18 protein-coding genes are annotated in these 16244 nt (G+C 69.9%); 5 read left to right on the top strand and 13 right to left on the bottom strand.

What is annotated here, in order from left to right; genetic code table 11:
• Nucleotides 1-31: 31 nt before the first annotated feature.
• The 5 genes from BQ2383_RS07220 to BQ2383_RS07200 form a co-directional block, all read right to left on the bottom strand.
• Nucleotides 32-1120 carry an ABC transporter permease gene (locus tag BQ2383_RS07220; RefSeq protein WP_091031815.1) on the bottom strand — a complete coding sequence of 363 codons (1089 nt, stop codon included), beginning with the start codon at nt 1118-1120 and terminating at the stop codon, nt 32-34.
• Nucleotides 1117-2001 (bottom strand): ABC transporter ATP-binding protein, encoded by an 885-nt coding sequence (locus BQ2383_RS07215; protein WP_091031812.1) that lies wholly within the window; start codon nt 1999-2001, stop codon nt 1117-1119. The genes BQ2383_RS07220 and BQ2383_RS07215 overlap by 4 nt, the downstream gene beginning before the upstream one ends.
• A gap of 105 nt (nt 2002-2106) precedes the next feature.
• Nucleotides 2107-3294 carry a benzoate/H(+) symporter BenE family transporter gene (locus BQ2383_RS07210; protein ID WP_091031808.1) on the bottom strand — a complete coding sequence of 396 codons (1188 nt, stop codon included), beginning with the start codon at nt 3292-3294 and terminating at the stop codon, nt 2107-2109.
• A 35-nt stretch (nt 3295-3329) separates the two neighbouring features.
• Nucleotides 3330-4016, bottom strand: a complete 687-nt coding sequence (locus tag BQ2383_RS07205; protein WP_091031804.1) for a response regulator — start codon at nt 4014-4016, stop codon at nt 3330-3332.
• Nucleotides 4013-5275 carry a sensor histidine kinase gene (locus tag BQ2383_RS07200; RefSeq protein WP_091031800.1) on the bottom strand — a complete coding sequence of 421 codons (1263 nt, stop codon included), beginning with the start codon at nt 5273-5275 and terminating at the stop codon, nt 4013-4015. Before BQ2383_RS07200 ends, BQ2383_RS07205 begins: the two co-directional genes overlap by 4 nt.
• 98 nt (nt 5276-5373) lie before the next feature.
• Here BQ2383_RS07200 and BQ2383_RS07195 point away from each other — a divergent pair, with 98 nt between their 5' ends.
• Together BQ2383_RS07195 and BQ2383_RS07190 are read left to right on the top strand one after the other, a co-directional pair.
• Entirely contained in the window at nt 5374-6021 is a 648-nt protein-coding gene (locus BQ2383_RS07195; RefSeq protein ID WP_091031796.1) for a dihydrofolate reductase family protein, read from the top strand.
• A gap of 156 nt (nt 6022-6177) precedes the next feature.
• Nucleotides 6178-8112, top strand: coding sequence for a carboxypeptidase regulatory-like domain-containing protein (locus BQ2383_RS07190; protein WP_167381555.1), 1935 nt, complete (start codon nt 6178-6180; stop codon nt 8110-8112).
• Nucleotides 8113-8114: 2 nt separating this feature from the next.
• Here BQ2383_RS07190 and BQ2383_RS07185 read toward each other — a convergent pair whose 3' ends face one another.
• Both BQ2383_RS07185 and BQ2383_RS07180 read right to left on the bottom strand, forming a co-directional pair.
• Nucleotides 8115-8924 (bottom strand): Cof-type HAD-IIB family hydrolase, encoded by an 810-nt coding sequence (locus BQ2383_RS07185; protein WP_091031790.1) that lies wholly within the window; start codon nt 8922-8924, stop codon nt 8115-8117.
• 11 nt (nt 8925-8935) lie between these two features.
• Nucleotides 8936-9781: an exodeoxyribonuclease III gene (locus tag BQ2383_RS07180; protein ID WP_091031786.1), complete on the bottom strand. Its 846-nt coding sequence runs from the start codon at nt 9779-9781 to the stop codon at nt 8936-8938.
• A gap of 37 nt (nt 9782-9818) precedes the next feature.
• Here BQ2383_RS07180 and pyrE point away from each other — a divergent pair, with 37 nt between their 5' ends.
• Nucleotides 9819-10379 carry an orotate phosphoribosyltransferase gene (pyrE, locus tag BQ2383_RS07175; RefSeq protein WP_029262822.1) on the top strand — a complete coding sequence of 187 codons (561 nt, stop codon included), beginning with the start codon at nt 9819-9821 and terminating at the stop codon, nt 10377-10379.
• The gene (locus BQ2383_RS07170) at nt 10376-11278 is read left to right on the top strand and encodes an ROK family protein (protein WP_091031782.1); all 903 of its coding nucleotides are present in this window, start codon (nt 10376-10378) and stop codon (nt 11276-11278) included. The genes pyrE and BQ2383_RS07170 overlap by 4 nt, the downstream gene beginning before the upstream one ends.
• Nucleotides 11279-11296: 18 nt before the next feature.
• Here BQ2383_RS07170 and BQ2383_RS07165 read toward each other — a convergent pair whose 3' ends face one another.
• The 6 genes from BQ2383_RS07165 to BQ2383_RS07140 form a co-directional block, all read right to left on the bottom strand.
• Entirely contained in the window at nt 11297-11599 is a 303-nt protein-coding gene (locus BQ2383_RS07165) for a hypothetical protein (protein WP_091031776.1), read from the bottom strand.
• A 4-nt stretch (nt 11600-11603) separates the two neighbouring features.
• Nucleotides 11604-11876 (bottom strand): hypothetical protein, encoded by a 273-nt coding sequence (locus BQ2383_RS07160; RefSeq protein ID WP_091031768.1) that lies wholly within the window; start codon nt 11874-11876, stop codon nt 11604-11606.
• A gap of 4 nt (nt 11877-11880) precedes the next feature.
• On the bottom strand, nt 11881-12120 hold the full coding sequence (locus BQ2383_RS07155; protein WP_091031764.1) for a hypothetical protein: 240 nt from the start codon (nt 12118-12120) through the stop codon (nt 11881-11883).
• A gap of 4 nt (nt 12121-12124) precedes the next feature.
• The gene (locus tag BQ2383_RS07150; protein WP_091031761.1) at nt 12125-12331 is read right to left on the bottom strand and encodes a hypothetical protein; all 207 of its coding nucleotides are present in this window, start codon (nt 12329-12331) and stop codon (nt 12125-12127) included.
• Nucleotides 12332-12452: 121 nt separating this feature from the next.
• The gene (locus tag BQ2383_RS07145; protein ID WP_091031758.1) at nt 12453-13598 is read right to left on the bottom strand and encodes an MFS transporter; all 1146 of its coding nucleotides are present in this window, start codon (nt 13596-13598) and stop codon (nt 12453-12455) included.
• Nucleotides 13595-14497: a MurR/RpiR family transcriptional regulator gene (locus BQ2383_RS07140; protein ID WP_091031753.1), complete on the bottom strand. Its 903-nt coding sequence runs from the start codon at nt 14495-14497 to the stop codon at nt 13595-13597. The genes BQ2383_RS07145 and BQ2383_RS07140 overlap by 4 nt, the downstream gene beginning before the upstream one ends.
• 166 nt (nt 14498-14663) lie before the next feature.
• Here BQ2383_RS07140 and BQ2383_RS07135 point away from each other — a divergent pair, with 166 nt between their 5' ends.
• Complete coding sequence (locus BQ2383_RS07135) at nt 14664-16211, top strand: ABC transporter substrate-binding protein (RefSeq protein ID WP_091031749.1); 1548 nt, start codon at nt 14664-14666, stop codon at nt 16209-16211.
• Nucleotides 16212-16244 lie beyond the last annotated feature (33 nt).

The raw sequence follows: 16244 nt of genomic DNA, 5'->3' as shown, positions 1-16244 counted from the left end.
GCTGCAGGGGGTCTCTCGTTCCCGCGGTGCGTCAGGCGCGCAGTGCGTCCCTGAGCTTGACCCGCGAACCCATGCGCAGCAGCGAGTTCTCGTAGATCTTCGCGCCGATGGCGATCGCGGCCACGCAGCTCGCGAGCAGGATCACCAGGCTCAGCAGCGGCTCCCACCACTGCGCCTCGCCGACGAACAGGCGCATCGGCATGCCGACCGGGGCCGAGAACGGCACGTACGACATGATCGTCAGCACCAGCGGGTTGTCGTTGAACACGATGACCAGGATGTACGGCGCCATGATCAGCATCGTGATCGGCGTGGTCGTGGAGCCGATGTCCTCCTGGCGTGACACCATCGAGGCGGCGGCGGCGAACATGGCCGCCAGCAGGATGAAGCCGAACAGGAAGAACACGGCGAACCAGATGATCGGCGCGCCCAACGTGGTCAGCACCTCGCGTTGACCGGTGACGATCAGCCCGATCGTGGCGACGGCCGCGAGGGCGAGGATCTGGCCCATCGCCAGAACCGTGTTGCCGATGACCTTCCCGGCCAGCAGGGTGCGCGCCGGGATCGCCGACAGCAGCACCTCGACCACGCGCGTCTGCTTCTCCTCCACGACGCTCTGCGCGATGGTGCCGCCGAACGTCGCGGCGGCCATCATGAACACGAGGCCGAACGCGATCGCGATGAAGTAGCGCAGGAGCGGGTTCGTCGTGACCGGCTCGAGGATCACGACGTCGGGCGACTGGGACAGTGCCGAGACCAGCGAACTCGGCGCATCCTGCAGTGCGACGATCGTGTATCCCGAGGGTCCGTCGCCGGGCAGCACCGCGGCTTCGACCTTGTCGTCACGCACGAGCGCCTCGGCGGCGGCCTGGTCGGCCACCTCGGTGACTTCGAAGCCCGGGATGGCGGAGACGGCGGCAGAGGTCTCCGCGGTCGCGGCGATCGGCGTCGTCTCGGTGTTCTTGCTCGCGAAGCCACCGAGGATGATGCCGGCGAGGGCGAGCACCAGCAGGATGCCGGTCGAGATCAGGAAGGCCTTGCTGCGCAGCTTCGATCCGATCTCGCGCTCGGCGACGAGCCAGATGCCGTTGGTGCTGCGGACGGGGGCAGGGGTGCTCACTGGATGACCTCCTTGAAGATCTGGGCGAGGGACGGATGCTTCGGCGCGAAGCTCGCGACGTCGCCGCGCTGCACGGCGGAGTGCAGCACCCGCTGCGCCGTCTCAGGGCCGTCGGCGTCGAACAGGGCATAGCCGCCCTCGAAGTCGACGACCGTCACACCGGGCTCGGTGCGCAGCCATCCGGCGTCTCCGGCCGAGACGAGTTCGTAGCGGTCACGGGCGTGCTCGGCGCGCAGCGCATCGCGCGAGCCGGAGGCGCGGATCGTGCCGCCGGCGAGGATGACGAGGTCGTCGCACAGGCGTTCGACCACATCGAGCTGGTGGGAGGAGAACAGGATGGATGCGCCCTTCGCGGCGCTGGACTGCAGCACGCCGGCGACCACATCGACCGCGAGCGGGTCGAGGCCGGAGAAAGGCTCGTCGAGGATGAGCACCTCGGGGTCGTGCACGAGCGAGGCGGCGATCTGCGCACGCTGCTGGTTGCCGAGCGACAACGACTCGATCGTGTCGTTCAGTCGTTCGCCAAGGCCGAGCTCGGTGAGGAGCTCCGTCGCCCGGTCGGTCGCATCCTGCTTGCCGAAGCCGTGCAGGCGGGCGAGGTACACGATCTGCTCGAGCACCTTCATCTTCGGGTAGAGGCCACGTTCCTCGGGCATGTAACCGAAGCGCCGGCGGTCCTCGGCGGTGAGCGGTGCGCCATCGAGGGCGACGTTGCCGCCGTCGGAGGACAGCAGCCCCAGGACGATGCGCATGGTGGTGGTCTTGCCGGCGCCGTTGCCGCCGACGAAGCCCGTCAAGCGGCCGGGGGCCACTGTGAAAGACACGTCGTCGAGCACGCGCCGAGAGCCGTAGCTCTTGGTGATGCCGGAGAGTTCGAGCATTCCTGTCGTCATACCCTCACGCTACGGAGCGCAGGCATCCCGGGGCATCCCCCCTGTGGCGGACTCACCCCCGTCCACCCCGTCCGCCCCGCGGCTGACCCCGGGCTAGCGACGACCGGAGTGCAGCACCGTGCGCACGACGAGACCGGCGACCAGCGCCCAGAACGCGGCGCTGACGCCGAAGACGGCGATGTCGGATGCCGCGACCAGGAAGGTCACGACCGCGGGGATGCGCTCGCCCGGATCGTCGATGGCCTGCTGCACGGATGACCCGAACGCGGCGAACAGTGCGAGGCCGGCGACCGCGGGGATCACGGCGGCGGGCGCGAGCACCACGAGAGCGGCGAAGGCAGCGGAGAACGCACCGAGCACGAGGTACGAGACTCCCGTGGAGACGCCCGCGACCCAGCGCCGCTTCGGGTCGGGGTCGGCATCCGGTGAGGCGGCCAGGGCGGCGCTGATCGCGGCGAGGTTGATGGCATGACCGCCCGCCGTCGCCCCGAGCGCGGTGCCGAGGCCGGTGACCAGCATGGCCGGACGCCACGGCACCTCGTAGCCGAAGCTGCGCATGATGGCGATGCCCGGCACGTTCTGCGAGGCCATGGTCACGATGAACAGCGGCAGCGCGAGCCCCACCAGCGCCCCGACCGTGAACGTCGGCGCCGTGAACTCCAGCCGGGGCAGCAGCACGGCGGGATCGAACGGGGCGCCTTCGTCCACCGTGGAAGCGCCGATCAGCGACACCGCGACGACCACGGCGGCAGCGACGAACGCGAGTGGAACCGCCCACCGCGGCGCGAGCCGGGCGAACACCAGCCAGGTGAGCACGACCGGAATGACGCCCCACGGGTTCGCGACGATGCCCGTGATCGGCGCCAGGCACAGCGGCAGCAGCACGCCGGCCAGCATCGCCTGCGCGATCGACGGCGGGATGCGGGCGATCAGGCCGCCGAGTGCCGGCCACAGGGCCGTGAGCAGGATGAGTGCGGCGGTCACGAGGAACGCCCCGACCGCCGCCGGCCAGCCGCCCTCCACGATGCCCGTCGCCACCAGTAGGGCCGCGCCGGGAGTGGACCACGCGACCGTGATCGGCATCCGATACCGCCACGCGAGCACGACGCACGCGAGGCCCATCGTCACGCTCGCGGCGAGCAGTCCGCTCGCCGCCTGCGCCGCGTCCGCTCCGACGGCATCGAGCCCGGTCAGCACGACCGCGAAGGAGCTCGTGAATCCGACCAGGGCCGTCACCACCCCCGCCAGGATCGAGCGGGACAGGGGTGCGGCTTCGGGCATGGCTCCGAGGTTATCGCGGAGGCGTATCGGCTCGCCTACGCGAGGCCCATGCGGTGCGCGAGCACGACGGCCTGCACGCGATCGCGGGCGCCGAGCTTCTGCAGGATGCGCGAGACGTGCGTCTTGACCGTGGCCTCGCCGATGTACAGCGCCCGCGCGATCTCGGCGTTGCTGCGCGCGTCGGCGAGCAGGGTCAGCACCTCGGCCTCACGCTCGGTGAGCGGCTCGGCGAGGGCGACCCTGGGCGCAGGGGTGCCCGTCGGAGGCGTGGAGTAGGTGGCCGGTGCGGGGGTCGCGGCGAACCGCGCGAGAACCCGACGCGTCACCTCGGGGGCGAGCATCCCGTCGCCGGCCGCCAGAGCGCGGACGGCGGCGATCAGATCCTCGGCGCCGGCGTTCTTGAGCAGGAATCCGCTGGCTCCGGCATCCAGCGCCTGGTACAGGTAGTCGTCGCGGTCGAAGGTCGTGACGATCGCGATGGCCGCCGCGACCGCGGGATCGGCGACGATGCGACGGGTCGCCTCGATACCGTCCATGTCGGGCATCTGCACATCCATCGTGATCACGTCGGGATGGAGGGCGGATGCCTGCGCCACGGCCTCTGCTCCCGATGAGGCCTCGCCGACCACCGTGATGTCGGGCTGGGTGTCGAGGATGGTGCGGAAGCCCGCGCGCAGCAGCGCGTGGTCGTCGACCAGCAGCACCCGGATCGGTTCGCTCATCGCACGCTCGATCCGGTCGGTGTCGGGAGTGGCACGCGGGCGCGCACACGCATCCCGCCCAGCGGCCGCGACGTCACCTCGAGCGTGCCTCCGGATGCCGCGGCACGCTCCCGCATCCCCAGCTGCCCGAGCCCCGGACGGAGGTGGGCGACCGCGCGCCCGGTGTTGACGATCTCGACCTCCACGCCGTCGTCGTCGTAGCGCACGCGGACGTCGGCTGTCGCGCCGCTGCCGGCATGGCGACGGGCGTTCGTGAGGGACTCCTGGGCGATGCGGTACAGATTCACGGCGACGAGAGCTGGCACGGGCACGGCCTCGCCGATCACCGCATACTCGGTCGGCAACCCGGCCTCGGTCGACGCCTCCGCGAGCTCGGCGATGTCGTCCAGGGCGAGGGTGGATGCCGCATCCGTCGTCTCGCCGCCCGGTGTGCGCAGGGTCTCCAACAGTTGGCGAAGCTCGTGGATCGCGTCGCGCGCCGAGCCCTCGACGCCGGAGAGGATGCGGGCGGCTTCCGCGGGATCGCGCTCGAGCACGAGACGCGCGGCGCCGGCTTGCACGCCCATCACCGACACGTGGTGGGCGACGACGTCGTGCAGCTCGCGGGCGATGCGCACCCGGTCGAGAGCGACGGCCTGGGCTGCGGTGACCTCGCGCTCGCGCTCGAGCTCGACGGTGCGCTGCTCGAGCACGGCCAGCTGCGCCGCCGCCGCCCAGGAGCGCTCGCCGAAGTAGTAGGCACCGCCGAAGTAGAGCACATTCAGCAGCAGCTGGATCAGCATGAAGGCGACGTACGGCGACATGGCTCCGGCGGCGACATCGGCCTTGTCGGCCTCGCTGATCGCGTCGCGGTACATCGTGAGGATCAGCCACACGAACATGCCCACGATGATCCCGACCCGCACGAGCATCGCGCGACGACGGTCGTTCATCCACGCGCCGACCGTGTACAGCGTGAGGAACATCACGATGTTGCCGACGTAGATCTCGGGGACGCGGATGGTGACGGCCGTGAAATAAGCCGCGGCCACGATCACGGCGGCGGTACCCGGCCAGCGGCGGCGGAACGCCAGGGGAGCGGTGGCGACGACGGCGTAGACGAGTGCCCACCACAGGGGTGCCTGCTCGTCGCCGTAGATCTCCGCGATCGAGGAGAGCCCCGCGCTCAGCACCGCGCCGACGAACATGACGGCGGCGAGGATGACATCGGCTCGTCGCTCGCGCGCGGTCGGCGTGCGGGTGAACGCAGGGGCAGGCATCTCTCCACCGTAGAGCGGCGACCGCGCCGGAGCATCCCCCGAGCGGCGGATCGGGGAGGGGCTGGTAGGCGGGATTCGCTTGTTATTGACTGACTGACATGAGCGCTGACAAGACCGAAGACGCATCCGGCCGCATCCTGATCGACCTCTTCATGACCCTCGACGGTGTCGCGCAAGGACCGGGCGGCGTCGGCGAAGACACGTCGGGTGGTTTCCGCTTCAGCGGCTGGCAGGCGGGATACCCGTCACCCGGTATGGGCGCCGAGGTGGACAACGGGATGCGGGGGCTCGATGCTCTGCTGCTCGGTCGTCGGACGTACGACATCTTCGCGTCGTACTGGCCGCACCACACCGATGGCCCCGAGGGGCACATCGGCCGGCTGTTCGACCGCGTCCCGAAGTACGTGGCGACGAGGGATGCCGATCTCGCGCTCGACTGGCAGGGCAGCAGCCGGGTCGGGGATGACCTCGCGGCAGAGGTCGCGGCGCTGCGGGCCGCCCATCGCGAGGTGCACGTGATCGGCAGCATCGACTTCGTGCACACGCTGCTCGCCGAGGGGCTCTTCGACGAGCTGAACCTCTGGGTCTATCCGATCCTGCTCGGCACCGGCAAGAAGGTCTTCGACGACAACGCGCTGCCGTCAGTGCTGCGGCTCTTGCAGCCGCCGGTCACCGACGAGGCCGGCGTGATGTTCCTCCGCTACGGCCGCACCGATCGCGTGCCGGAGGTCGGGACCTTCGGGTGAACACGAACGCAGGGTTGATCACGCGAATCGACTATTCCGCTCCGTTGCCCTGAGCCGGTAGATTCAGGGCAGATGCTGCCGAGCGATCGGCGGCTTTTCGAGGTCGAACGCGACGGCACGGTGCCGGGCGCCACCTCGCTTCGGAGGGTGGGGAACATGGCGCGACGTCGCGCATTCATTCAGGCTGTCATCGGTGGGGTCGCGGCTCTCGCCTTCGCCTTCGGCGGTGCCACATCAGCGATGGCCGCCGATTCAGGAGACTCGGTCTCGGACGCGGTGACGTGGAGCGCCGAAGGAACGGGCGCGGTGGACATCAGCGTGGCCGAGGTGAGTGACCCGGAGGTGAGCGAGCCTGCCGCGCCGGAGGAAACCGAGCCGGCCGCGCCCGAGGAAACCGAGCCGGCCGCGCCCGGGGAAACAGCGCCTGCCGTGCCCGCGGTGAGCGCGCCCGCGGTGAGCGCGCCCGCCGCGCCCGCGGGCGTCTCGACGGGATCGATCAGCGGCGTGGTCACCCAGGAGGACGACGGCACTCCGCTCGCCGGGGTGCTGGTGTCGACCGGTGGTGAGGGGACGCCCTGGGTGGAGGACTACACGGACGAGTCCGGTGCGTACTCCCTGACGGGGCTCGCCCCCGGCTCCTATCTCGTGTCGTTCTTCCCGGTAGGCACCGACCTCCAGCGCGAGTATTGGAAGGACACCGCCATCTGGAGCGACGGCACGTTGGTCGTCATCGGTGAGGAGACGGCAGTCACCGGCATCGATGCGTCGTTGAAGCGCGGCGCGACTATCTCCGGTGTCGTGACGACCGCCAGCGACGGCTCGGCACTCGCCGGCGTGACGGTGAACGCCCTCGACCAGCATGAGATCGTCGGCGCAGCTCAGACCGGGGCCGACGGCTCATACCGCATCGAAGGGCTGAGCGAGGGGGAGTACGTCGTGCAGTTCCTCTCGCCGGACGGGGAACAGCTCGCCACGGAGTACTGGCAGAACGTGTACGGGTACGACGCGGCGACTGCGGTCTCCGTGACGGGCACCGAGACAGCGGCCGGCATCGACGCGGCCCTCGACGCGGTCGGCCACATCGAAGGCACGGTGACGCAGGAGGGCCGGGAGGTCCCCATGGCGACGGTATGGATCAGATCGACGAACGGCGACGGATACATCTCCGGTCACTCCGTCGAAGGCGACGGGACCTATTCGGCAGCGCTCCCGCCGGGAACCTACGTCGTCGAATTCCGCTCTTTCAGCGACGAACACGCGGATGAGTACTGGGAGGACGCGCGCACCATCGAGGAAGCGACTCCGGTCGTGGTGGGTTCGGGCCAGCGTGTCACGGGCATCGATGCCGTGATGGACCGCGCCGGCCTCATCTCCGGGAGCGTATCGATCGACAGCGACGACGTGCGGGGGATCCTCGTCGAAGCGTGGCAGGGCGACCGACTCGTCGGTTCCGCACAGGCCGACTACCTCACGGGCGAGTACACGCTGCGCCTGCTGCCGGGGACGTACATCCTCAAGGCGTCGGCAGAGTTCCTCGACGGCTCCACGCTCACGGCGAAGCCGCAGTACTTCGACGGTGTGACGACCGCTGCACAAGCGACACCCGTCCCCGCAGCAGTCGGCACGCCGGTGAACGGAGTCGACTTCACGCTCGTTCCCGTGGAGGGGCAGCCCCAGCCGAAGCCGACGCTGGGCCTCTCGGTGGGCTCGATCCAGGCGGGCAAGGACATCACGGTCTCCGGTGCCGGCTTCGCTCCGGGAGCGACCATCGCCTTCGAACTGCGCTCCGACCCGATCGCGCTCGGTACCCTCACCGCCGACGCGGATGGTGTCCTCCGAGGATCCCTGCGGATTCCGGCCAGCGCGCCAGCAGGCACGCACAGTCTCGTCGCGCTGTCGGGCGGCGCCGTGATCGCGAGCGCGACGCTCGTGGTGACAGCGGCGGCTGAGGCCAGCGGTGGCGCTGCGGTGACTCCGGGACCGCGACTGGCGGCCACCGGGGCGGAAACGCCGACCGCGATCATCGCGCTCGGCGTCATGCTCGCCGTTCTGGGTGGACTGCTCGTGCGTCGGCGCCGGGTCGAGAGCTGAACTCAGCCGAGCAGTCGCTCGATCACCTGTGCCACGCCGTCGTCGTCGTTCGAGGCGGTCGTCTCATCGGCCGCGTCCTGAACCACGGGTTCCGCATGGGCCATGGCGACACCGCGCCCGGCCCAGCGCAGCATCTCGACGTCGTTGAGCGCGTCGCCGAATGCCACGACATCGGCGCGGTCGATGCCGAGGTGCTCGCACAGACGGGCGAGGCCGGTGGCCTTCGTCACGCCCTCGGCCATCACCTCGACGAACGGAGCGCCCGACAGGGTCGCCTCGAACCCGGTCAGCCCGAGGCTGCGCAGCGTGTCGAAGAGAGCGGCAGGGGCGAGTTCCGGATGCCGGATGACGAGCTTCAGGCTGGGCGCCGCGAGCACCTGCTCGAGCGGCACGCCACCCATCGTTCGAGGGTCGCGCTTGTGGTCGGAGAGCTGCGCGATCTCGGCGTAGCCGTCCTGTGCCACGAAGGTCTCGCCGGCCTCCCGCACACTCGCGAACAGCAGGCCCGGGATGCTGGCGCGCAGCGCCTCGACCAGCGTGCGGATCGTGTCCGGCGGAAGCTCTTCGGCGAACAGCATCCGCCCGTCGTCCAGGCGCACGGCATAGGCGCCGTTGCTGCAAAGCGCCCAGCCGTCGAAACCCGCATCGGCCGCGATCGCCCGCAGCCCGATCGGCTGACGTGCCGTGACGGGGACCACATGGATGCCGCGCTCGCGAGCCGCATCGAGCGCCTCGCGCGTGCGCGGCGTGACAGCGGACGAGGAGTCGAGCAGCGTGCCGTCGAGATCGGTGGCGATCAGCCGCACGGTCACAGGAACGACCGTCAGGAGAAGATCATCGGAAGGTCGTCGTCGTCATCGGCGCCGCCGAAACTGAGGTCGACCACCACGGGAACATGGTCGCTGGGCTGCTCGCCCTTGCGCTCGTTCCGGTGGATCGACGCACCGGTCACAGCCTCGGCGAGCGTGCGCGAGCCCAGGACGAAGTCGATGCGGATGCCCTCGTTGCGCGGGAACTTGAGGCGCTGGTAATCCCAGTACGTGAACCCCTCCGGCAGCAGCGGGCGCACGACGTCGGTGACCCCCGCGTCCTGGAACGCGAAGAACGCGTCGCGCTCCTGCGGGGACACGTGCGTGGACCGGCCGACGACGATGTCGGGATCGCCGTTGTCGTGGTCGAACGGGATGATGTTGAAGTCGCCCACCAGAGCGAGCGGCAGGTCGGGGTTCGCCGAGAGCTCGGCCGCCGTCGACTTCTTCAGCTGCTCGAGCCAGTGCAGCTTGTAGAGGTAGTGCGGGTCGTCGAGCGAACGACCGTTCGGCACGTACAGGCTCCACACCCGAACCCCGTCGACCATCACGCCGAGCGCGCGGGCCTCGAGCGGAGCATCCGGACCCTCATGCCCCTTGGCGAAGCCCGGCATCCCGTCGAACGCCGTGCGTACGTCGGTGATCGGCAGGCGGCTCGCGATCGCGACGCCGTTCCACTGGTTCAGGCCGTGCACCTCGACGTGGTACCCGGCCTCTTCGAACGGTCCGTAGGGGAACTGCTCGGGCTTGCACTTGATCTCCTGCATCGCCAGCACGTCGATGTCTTCACGGACGGCGAACTCGACGGTGCGGGTGACGCGGGTGCGGATGGAGTTGACGTTCCAGGTGGCCAAGCGCATGCGTCCAGCCTAGAGCCCACCTCCTACACTGGATGCCGTGACCGCACTCGACGCAGACCGCCAGACCCTCCTCGACCTGATCAAGGACGAGGCGGTGTTCCACGGCGACTTCACCCTCTCCAGCGGCAAGAAGGCGACGTACTACGTCGACATGCGCAAGCTCACGCTCGACCATAGGGCGGCTCCCGCGATCGGCCGGATCATGCTCGACCTGATCGGCGACCTCGACGTCGTGGCCGTCGGCGGGCTCACCCTCGGCGCCGACCCGATCGCGAACTCCGTGCTGCACGCCTCGGTCGCCACCGATCGTCCGCTCGACGCGTTCGTCGTGCGCAAGGAGCCCAAGGACCACGGCCGCGGCCGCCAGATCGAAGGTGCCGACGTCAAGGGCAAGCGGGTCGTCGTGCTCGAAGACACCTCGACCACTGGCCAGTCGGCGCTCAAGGCGGTCGAGGCGCTGCGCAAGGAGGGTGCCGAGATCGTCGCCGTCGCCGTGATCGTCGACCGCAAGACCGGGGCGCAGGCCGCCATCGAAGCCGAGGGACTCGAATGGCGCGCCGCCTTCGACCTCGACGACCTCGGGCTCGACCCCCAGTGACGCGCTACGCGCTGGCCGTCGACGTCGGCGGCACGAAGATGGAGGCCGCGCTCGTCGCGGAGGACGGCGTGCTCGTCACGGGCAGCCGCAGCCGGCAGGCGACCGGGCGCGAAGCCACGGTCGAGTCGTTGAACGCCGCGGTCGTCGCGATCGTCGAGCACGCGCTCGCCGCCCTGCCCGCGGATGCCGAGCTGGTCGGTGCAGGTGCGGGCAGCGCCGGACCCGTCGACCGGACCCTCGGCACGATCATGCCCGTCAACATGCCGCTCGCACGCGGCTTCGCGCTCGCCGAGGCGGTTCACGCCGCAGCATCCACGGTCGTGGGGCGCGACGTGCGTACGGTTCTCGGCCACGACGGTGGTGCGCTCGCGCTCGCCGAATCCTGGCTCGGAGCGACGCAAGGTGCCGGTGCCTCGCTGTCGATCGTCGTCTCGACCGGTGTCGGCGGCGGCTTCGTCGCGAACGGTGCGTACATCCCCGGTGCGACAGGCAACGCCGGACACCTCGGACAGGTGCGTCGTGAGGGCGGGCTGACTCTTGAAGAGATCGCATCCGGGCCGGCGAGCGCGGCCTGGGCGCAGCAGCAGGGCTGGACCGGTGCCACGGGCGAAGACCTCGCGCGCGACGCAGCGGCCGGCGACACCGTCGCTCGCTCGGCGATCGAGCGCTCGGCCCGAGCTGTCGGGGAAGCGCTCGCGGACGCCGCGACCCTGGTCGACCTCGACGTGGTCGCCATCGGTGGCGGTTTCTCACGCGTGTCACCCGACTACATCGACCTCGTGCAGCAGGCCCTCACCGCCAGCGCCGTGCACGAATACTCCCGGCGCACCCGCGTGGTGCGCTCGGGGCTGGGTGACGAAGGGCCCCTCATCGGCGCCGCCGCCCTCGTGCTGCGGTAGGTCGTACCGGAACGCTGCTCAGCGACTCGCCGTGAGCAGGTGCCGTGGCGGGCCTTCGAGGCGGGCGACGGAGATCTTCAGGTCGGTGACGTCGGCGGCGACCGCGTCGATCCGAGAGCTGAGCTTCTCGTCGACGGCATCGATACGGGTGCTGAGTTTCTCGGCGACGGCATCGATGCGGGTGCTGAGCTTCTCGTCGACGGCGTCGATGCGGTCGTCGATGCGGCGGATCATCCACGCGCCGGCGGCGAAAAGGCTCGCGCCGAGGGTGAGTACGATGCCGATCGCGCTGACGACGATGGTCCAAGTCTCCGTGGTCACGGTGTTATCCCCTCCCTGCCGTGAGCAGGTGCCGCGGCGGGCCTTCGAGGCGGGCGACGGAGATCTTGAGGTCGGTCACGTCGGCGGCGACGGCATCGATGCGGGTGCTGAGCTTCTCGTCGACGTCGTCGATGCGGGTGCTGAGTTTCTCGTCGACGGCGTCGATGCGGTCGTCGATGCGGCGGATCATCCATGCCCCGGCGGCGAAAAGGCTCGCGCCGAGGGTGAGTACGATGCCGATCGCGCTGACGACGATGGTCCAGGTCTCCGTGGTCACGGGGTCATCCTCTTCCCGCGGTGATGAGGTGCCGCGGCGGGCCTTCGAGGCGGGCGACGGAGATCTTGAGGTCGGTGACGTCGGCGGCCACCGCGTCGATGCGGGTGCTGAGTTTCTCGTCGACGGCGTCGATGCGGTCGTCGATACGGCGGATCATCCATGCCCCGGCGGCGAAGAGGCTGGCGCCGAGGGTGAGCACGATGCCGACGGCACTGATGACGATGGTCCAGGTCTCCGTGGTCACGGGGTCATCTTCTTCCCGCGGTGATGAGGTGCCGCGGTGGGCCTTCGAGGCGAGCGACGGAGATCTTCAGGTCGGTCACGTCGGCAGCGATCGCGTCGATGCGCTCGTCGAAGCGGCGAATCATCCACGCGCCGGCAGCGAAGAGGCTCGTGCCGAGGGTGAGCACGATGCCGACGGCGCTGATGATGATCGCGAGGATCTCAGTGGACACGGGTGCTCTCCTTGCCGTGGTGCGGGTGCAGAAGCGACGTTACGCCGCTTCTTCGGCGGCGACCCGCGGTATTCCGGCATCCGTGGAAAGGTCTTCGACACTCGGAAAGGGGGAGGAGAAGTCAGTCGCTCGTCGGTGCCGGGTGGTGGGATCGCGCCGCGATCAGCACCAGCACCGGCACGAGCGCACAGAGGGCAGCCGACACGAAGAACGTCGTGCTGGATGCCGGGTCACGGCCGACCAGCAGGATCAGCGTGGGGACGAACGTGCCGCCGACAGCGCCGCAGGCAACGAGCGCACCCGTCACGGCCGCGCTGCGCGCAGGATCCAGCCGGTCGAGGGCGAGCCCCAGGATGAGTCCGTAGCTCGGAGCGAGGAGCACGACCACCGCGGCCAACGCGACGAGTGCGCCCACCGGCGCGGACCCCACCAGCATCCCGGCCGCGGCCATCAGCACGGCTGCCCCGCTCGTCGCGGTGGCGAGGATCACGATCGGCGACACGGACGCCCGGCGCAGGGCCGCCGCGCCGAAGCGGCCGACGGCCATCAGCGTCCAGAACGCCGAGGTTCCCAGGGCGGCGAGAGCGGGATCGACCTCGAGGATCCGCTCCGGGATCACGGCCGACCAGCCGGACAGCACGGTCTCGACGCCGACGTAGAGCGGCAGTGCCACGGCGAACGGCAGCAGCACGAGCAGCCCGCGCACATCGCGATGCGCGGGAGCTTCGGGGGCGGAGACCGCGGAAGTCGGGCCGGCGAGCATCACGACCGAGGCGAGCGGCACCACCGCGAGGAGGCCGAGAGCAGGACGCGCGTCTGACCCGAGGGCGACGAGCAGCGGCGTGACCGCGGCGCACACCGCGACCGTACCCAGCAGCGCGCTCAGCAGTCCCGTCGCGCTGCCGACAGCCAGGGACTTCGCCGCCACCGAGCCCGAGGCCTCGACCAGCCCGAACCCGAAACCAGCGACGATCGCCGCGGCGATGAACACCCCGGGCGTGCTCGCCGCGGCCACAGCGATGACGGCGGCGGCCTGGAGTGCGCTGCCGAGGATGAGTGCGGTCTGCGGCGGCCGGCGCATCAGGAGGGGCCCGGAGACCAGCACGCCCACCAGCAGCCCCGCGAACAGGGCGGGGACCGCGGCGCTGAGGTCGGCGCCGATCGCCCGCTCGGCGGAGGGCAGTATCGCCGGGACGAAGGCCGCCGTGACGCCGAGCCCCGCGAATGCGGCGAACAGTCCTGTCCGTGCGTGCCCGGCGTTCGTCACGCTCCGCCCGTGCGCACGCGGTGCACGGCGGCGAAAGTGTCACGCAACGCCTCCATCGAGCGGTCGTAGTTCGACTGGGCGACGCCGATGAAGATGCAGTCGACCACCATGAGCTGGGCGATCCGGCTTCCGAGCGCGCCCGAGCGGAACCCCGTCTCGCGAGCGGCGGTCGTGAGCACGATGTCAGCCTGATCGGCCAGTGGAGCCCCGGCGTGGTTGGTGATCGCGATGGTGGTCGCGCCGGCCCGACGGGCGAGCAGCAGGAACTCGATCGTGTCGGTGGTGGCGCCGCTGTGCGACACCGCGATCGCGACGTTGCCCGGTCCGAGCGTCGCCGCCGAGGTCCAGGCGGCATGCGGGTCGGACCAGTCCAGCGCCGTACGACCGATACGGGTGAGCTTGCGCTGCAGGTCGAGCCCGACGATGGAGCTCGCGCCCACGCCGAAGATGTCGACCCTGGTCGAAGACGTGATGGCTTCCACCGAGGCGCGCAGCGATTCGGTGTCGAGCACCTTCGCGGTGTCGGCGAGGGAGAGCGTCTCGGCGAGCGAGACCTTGGCGACGATGTCGGCCAGGGTGTCGTTGCGGTCGATGTCGCCGGAGACGGCGGGGAGGGCGGCGGTGTCGAAGGTCTCCCGTTCGACGTCGCGCAGCACGTGGTTGCGCAGCTCCCGCACGTGCTCGTAGCCGAGCCGCTTGCAGAAGCGCACGACCGAGGTGGTCGACGTGTCGCAGCGCTGAGCGAGCTCGGCGACCGAGAGCCCCGCGGTGCCTGCCGGATCGGCGAGGAAGAGGTCGGCGATGCGCTGCTCGCTCGGACGCAGCTCGGGACGGATCGCGCGCATGCGGACGAGGACGGGGTGTGCGCCGGCTTCTTCGCGGGCAGCTTCATGGGGCATTGCGGTCTCCGATCGCTGTTCATAACAGTAGAGGAACTTCTGTTACATCTGTAGTGACGTTCGTGTACTTTTGGTACCAACCAAGACCGACGACGTTCACGGGGCGGCAGGCAACAGCGCCTGACCCGACGCCACGGCGACGCGTCCCAGCCAGGAGGAATCTGCAATGAGCACAGCACGGCGAGCGTCATTCGGCGCTCTCACCGCCACGGCCGCCGCATTGGCGCTCGTGATCACCGGTTGTTCCGCACCGGCATCGAATCCCGACTCCTCGGAGGGCGCGGCCGGCGGCGACCTCGTCATCGGCGTCACCAGCGACCCGGACACCCTCTTCCCCTGGAAGGCCACGCAGTTCCAGGCCGTCAACGTGCTGCAGAACCTGTACGGCACGCTGACCGAGTTCGACGAGGACCTCAACGTCGTGCCCGGCCTCGCCCAGTCCTGGGACGTCTCCGACGACGGTCTCACCGTGACCTTCCACCTGCGGGAGGGCGTCACCTTCGCCGACGGCAGCACGTTCGGCTCCGAAGACGTCAAGTACTCGCTCGACGCGATCGCCGCCGAGGCCACCGCCGCCGTCGCGAGCAGCTCCCTCGCCTCCGTCACCGCGGTCGAGGCCACCGACGAGACGACCGTCACCCTCACGCTGAGCGCTCCCGACGCCGCTCTCCCCGCCAACCTCGCCGTGATCAACATGGCCATGCTGTCGTCCGACGACACAGAAGAGGCGCTCAACACCACCCCGAACGGCACCGGTCCCTTCATCCTCGACGGACGCAAGGCCAGCCAGTCGATCACGCTCGCCAAGAACGAGGACTACTGGGGCGACGCCGCGCTGCTCGACACCGTCGAGTTCCGCGTGATCCCCGACGAGTCGTCGATCGTCTCGGCGATGCAGTCCGGCAACGTGCAGCTCGCGGTGTTCGACGACCCGCTGGTCGCGCAGACCGCCGAGGGCGCCAACGTCGAGGTCGCCACGACCCCGCAGTTGAGCTACCACGCCCTGCAGCTGAACGCCACGCGCGGCGACCTCGCCGACGTCAACGTGCGCCTCGCCATCCAGTGCGCGATCGACCGCCAGGAGGTGCTCGACACCGCCGCCCTCGGCGAGGGTGAGGTCACCGGTCCGATCACGTCGCCCGCGTACAAGTCCGACCCCGAGGCGCGTCCGTGCCCCGAGCGCGACCTCGACAAGGCCGCCGACTACCTGAAGAAGGCCGGCAAGGAAGACGGCGTCACCGTCAAGACGATCGTCTCGCAGGGCGAGTACGCCACCTCGGTGAACGAGGCGCAGAACCTCAAGGCCCAGCTCGCCGACGCGAAGATCACGCTCGACATCGAGGTCCTCGAATCCGGCGCGTTCGTCGACCGCTGGATCGCGGCCGACTTCGACGCCGCCGTCGCGCTCAACGGCGGTCGTCCCGACCCCGACGGCATGTATGGCCGCTACTTCACCAGCACCGGAAACCTGAACAAGGTCGCCGGCTACTCCTCGCCCGAGCTCGACGCGCTGTTCGCCGAGGGACGCCAGACGGCCGACCCGGAGAAGCGCAAGGACATCTACGAGCAGGTCTCCGAGAACCTCGAGGACAACGCCGCGTGGATCTGGCTGTTCACGAGCTACACCTACACGGCGACGGCCTCGACCGTCGACGGCTTCGTCCCCATGGTGAACGGCTCGCTGCAGTACCTGCGGACCACCTCCATCAAGTAGCGGATCGAGGGGGCGCGGCAGGCCCGCGCCCCC

The organism is Microbacterium oxydans (assembly GCF_900095745.1).
Lineage (GTDB): Bacteria > Actinomycetota > Actinomycetes > Actinomycetales > Microbacteriaceae > Microbacterium > Microbacterium oxydans_B.
Note: the sequence above shows the minus strand (reverse complement) of the source record. Positions and strands in the feature narration are given on the sequence as shown.

What these genes read in the sequence shown, in the direction of transcription:
- BQ2383_RS07195 (WP_091031796.1), top strand. Translation starts at nt 5,374, where the DNA reads ATGAGCGCTGACAAGACCGAAGACGCATCCGGCCGCATCCTGATCGAC.
- BQ2383_RS07215 (WP_091031812.1), bottom strand. Translation starts at nt 2,001, where the DNA reads ATGCTCGAACTCTCCGGCATCACCAAGAGCTACGGCTCTCGGCGCGTG.
- BQ2383_RS07190 (WP_167381555.1), top strand. Translation starts at nt 6,178, where the DNA reads ATGGCGCGACGTCGCGCATTCATTCAGGCTGTCATCGGTGGGGTCGCG.
- BQ2383_RS07180 (WP_091031786.1), bottom strand. Translation starts at nt 9,781, where the DNA reads ATGCGCTTGGCCACCTGGAACGTCAACTCCATCCGCACCCGCGTCACC.
- BQ2383_RS07135 (WP_091031749.1), top strand. Translation starts at nt 14,664, where the DNA reads ATGAGCACAGCACGGCGAGCGTCATTCGGCGCTCTCACCGCCACGGCC.
- BQ2383_RS07140 (WP_091031753.1), bottom strand. Translation starts at nt 14,497, where the DNA reads ATGCCCCATGAAGCTGCCCGCGAAGAAGCCGGCGCACACCCCGTCCTC.
- BQ2383_RS07210 (WP_091031808.1), bottom strand. Translation starts at nt 3,294, where the DNA reads ATGCCCGAAGCCGCACCCCTGTCCCGCTCGATCCTGGCGGGGGTGGTG.
- BQ2383_RS07205 (WP_091031804.1), bottom strand. Translation starts at nt 4,016, where the DNA reads ATGAGCGAACCGATCCGGGTGCTGCTGGTCGACGACCACGCGCTGCTG.
- BQ2383_RS07200 (WP_091031800.1), bottom strand. Translation starts at nt 5,275, where the DNA reads ATGCCTGCCCCTGCGTTCACCCGCACGCCGACCGCGCGCGAGCGACGA.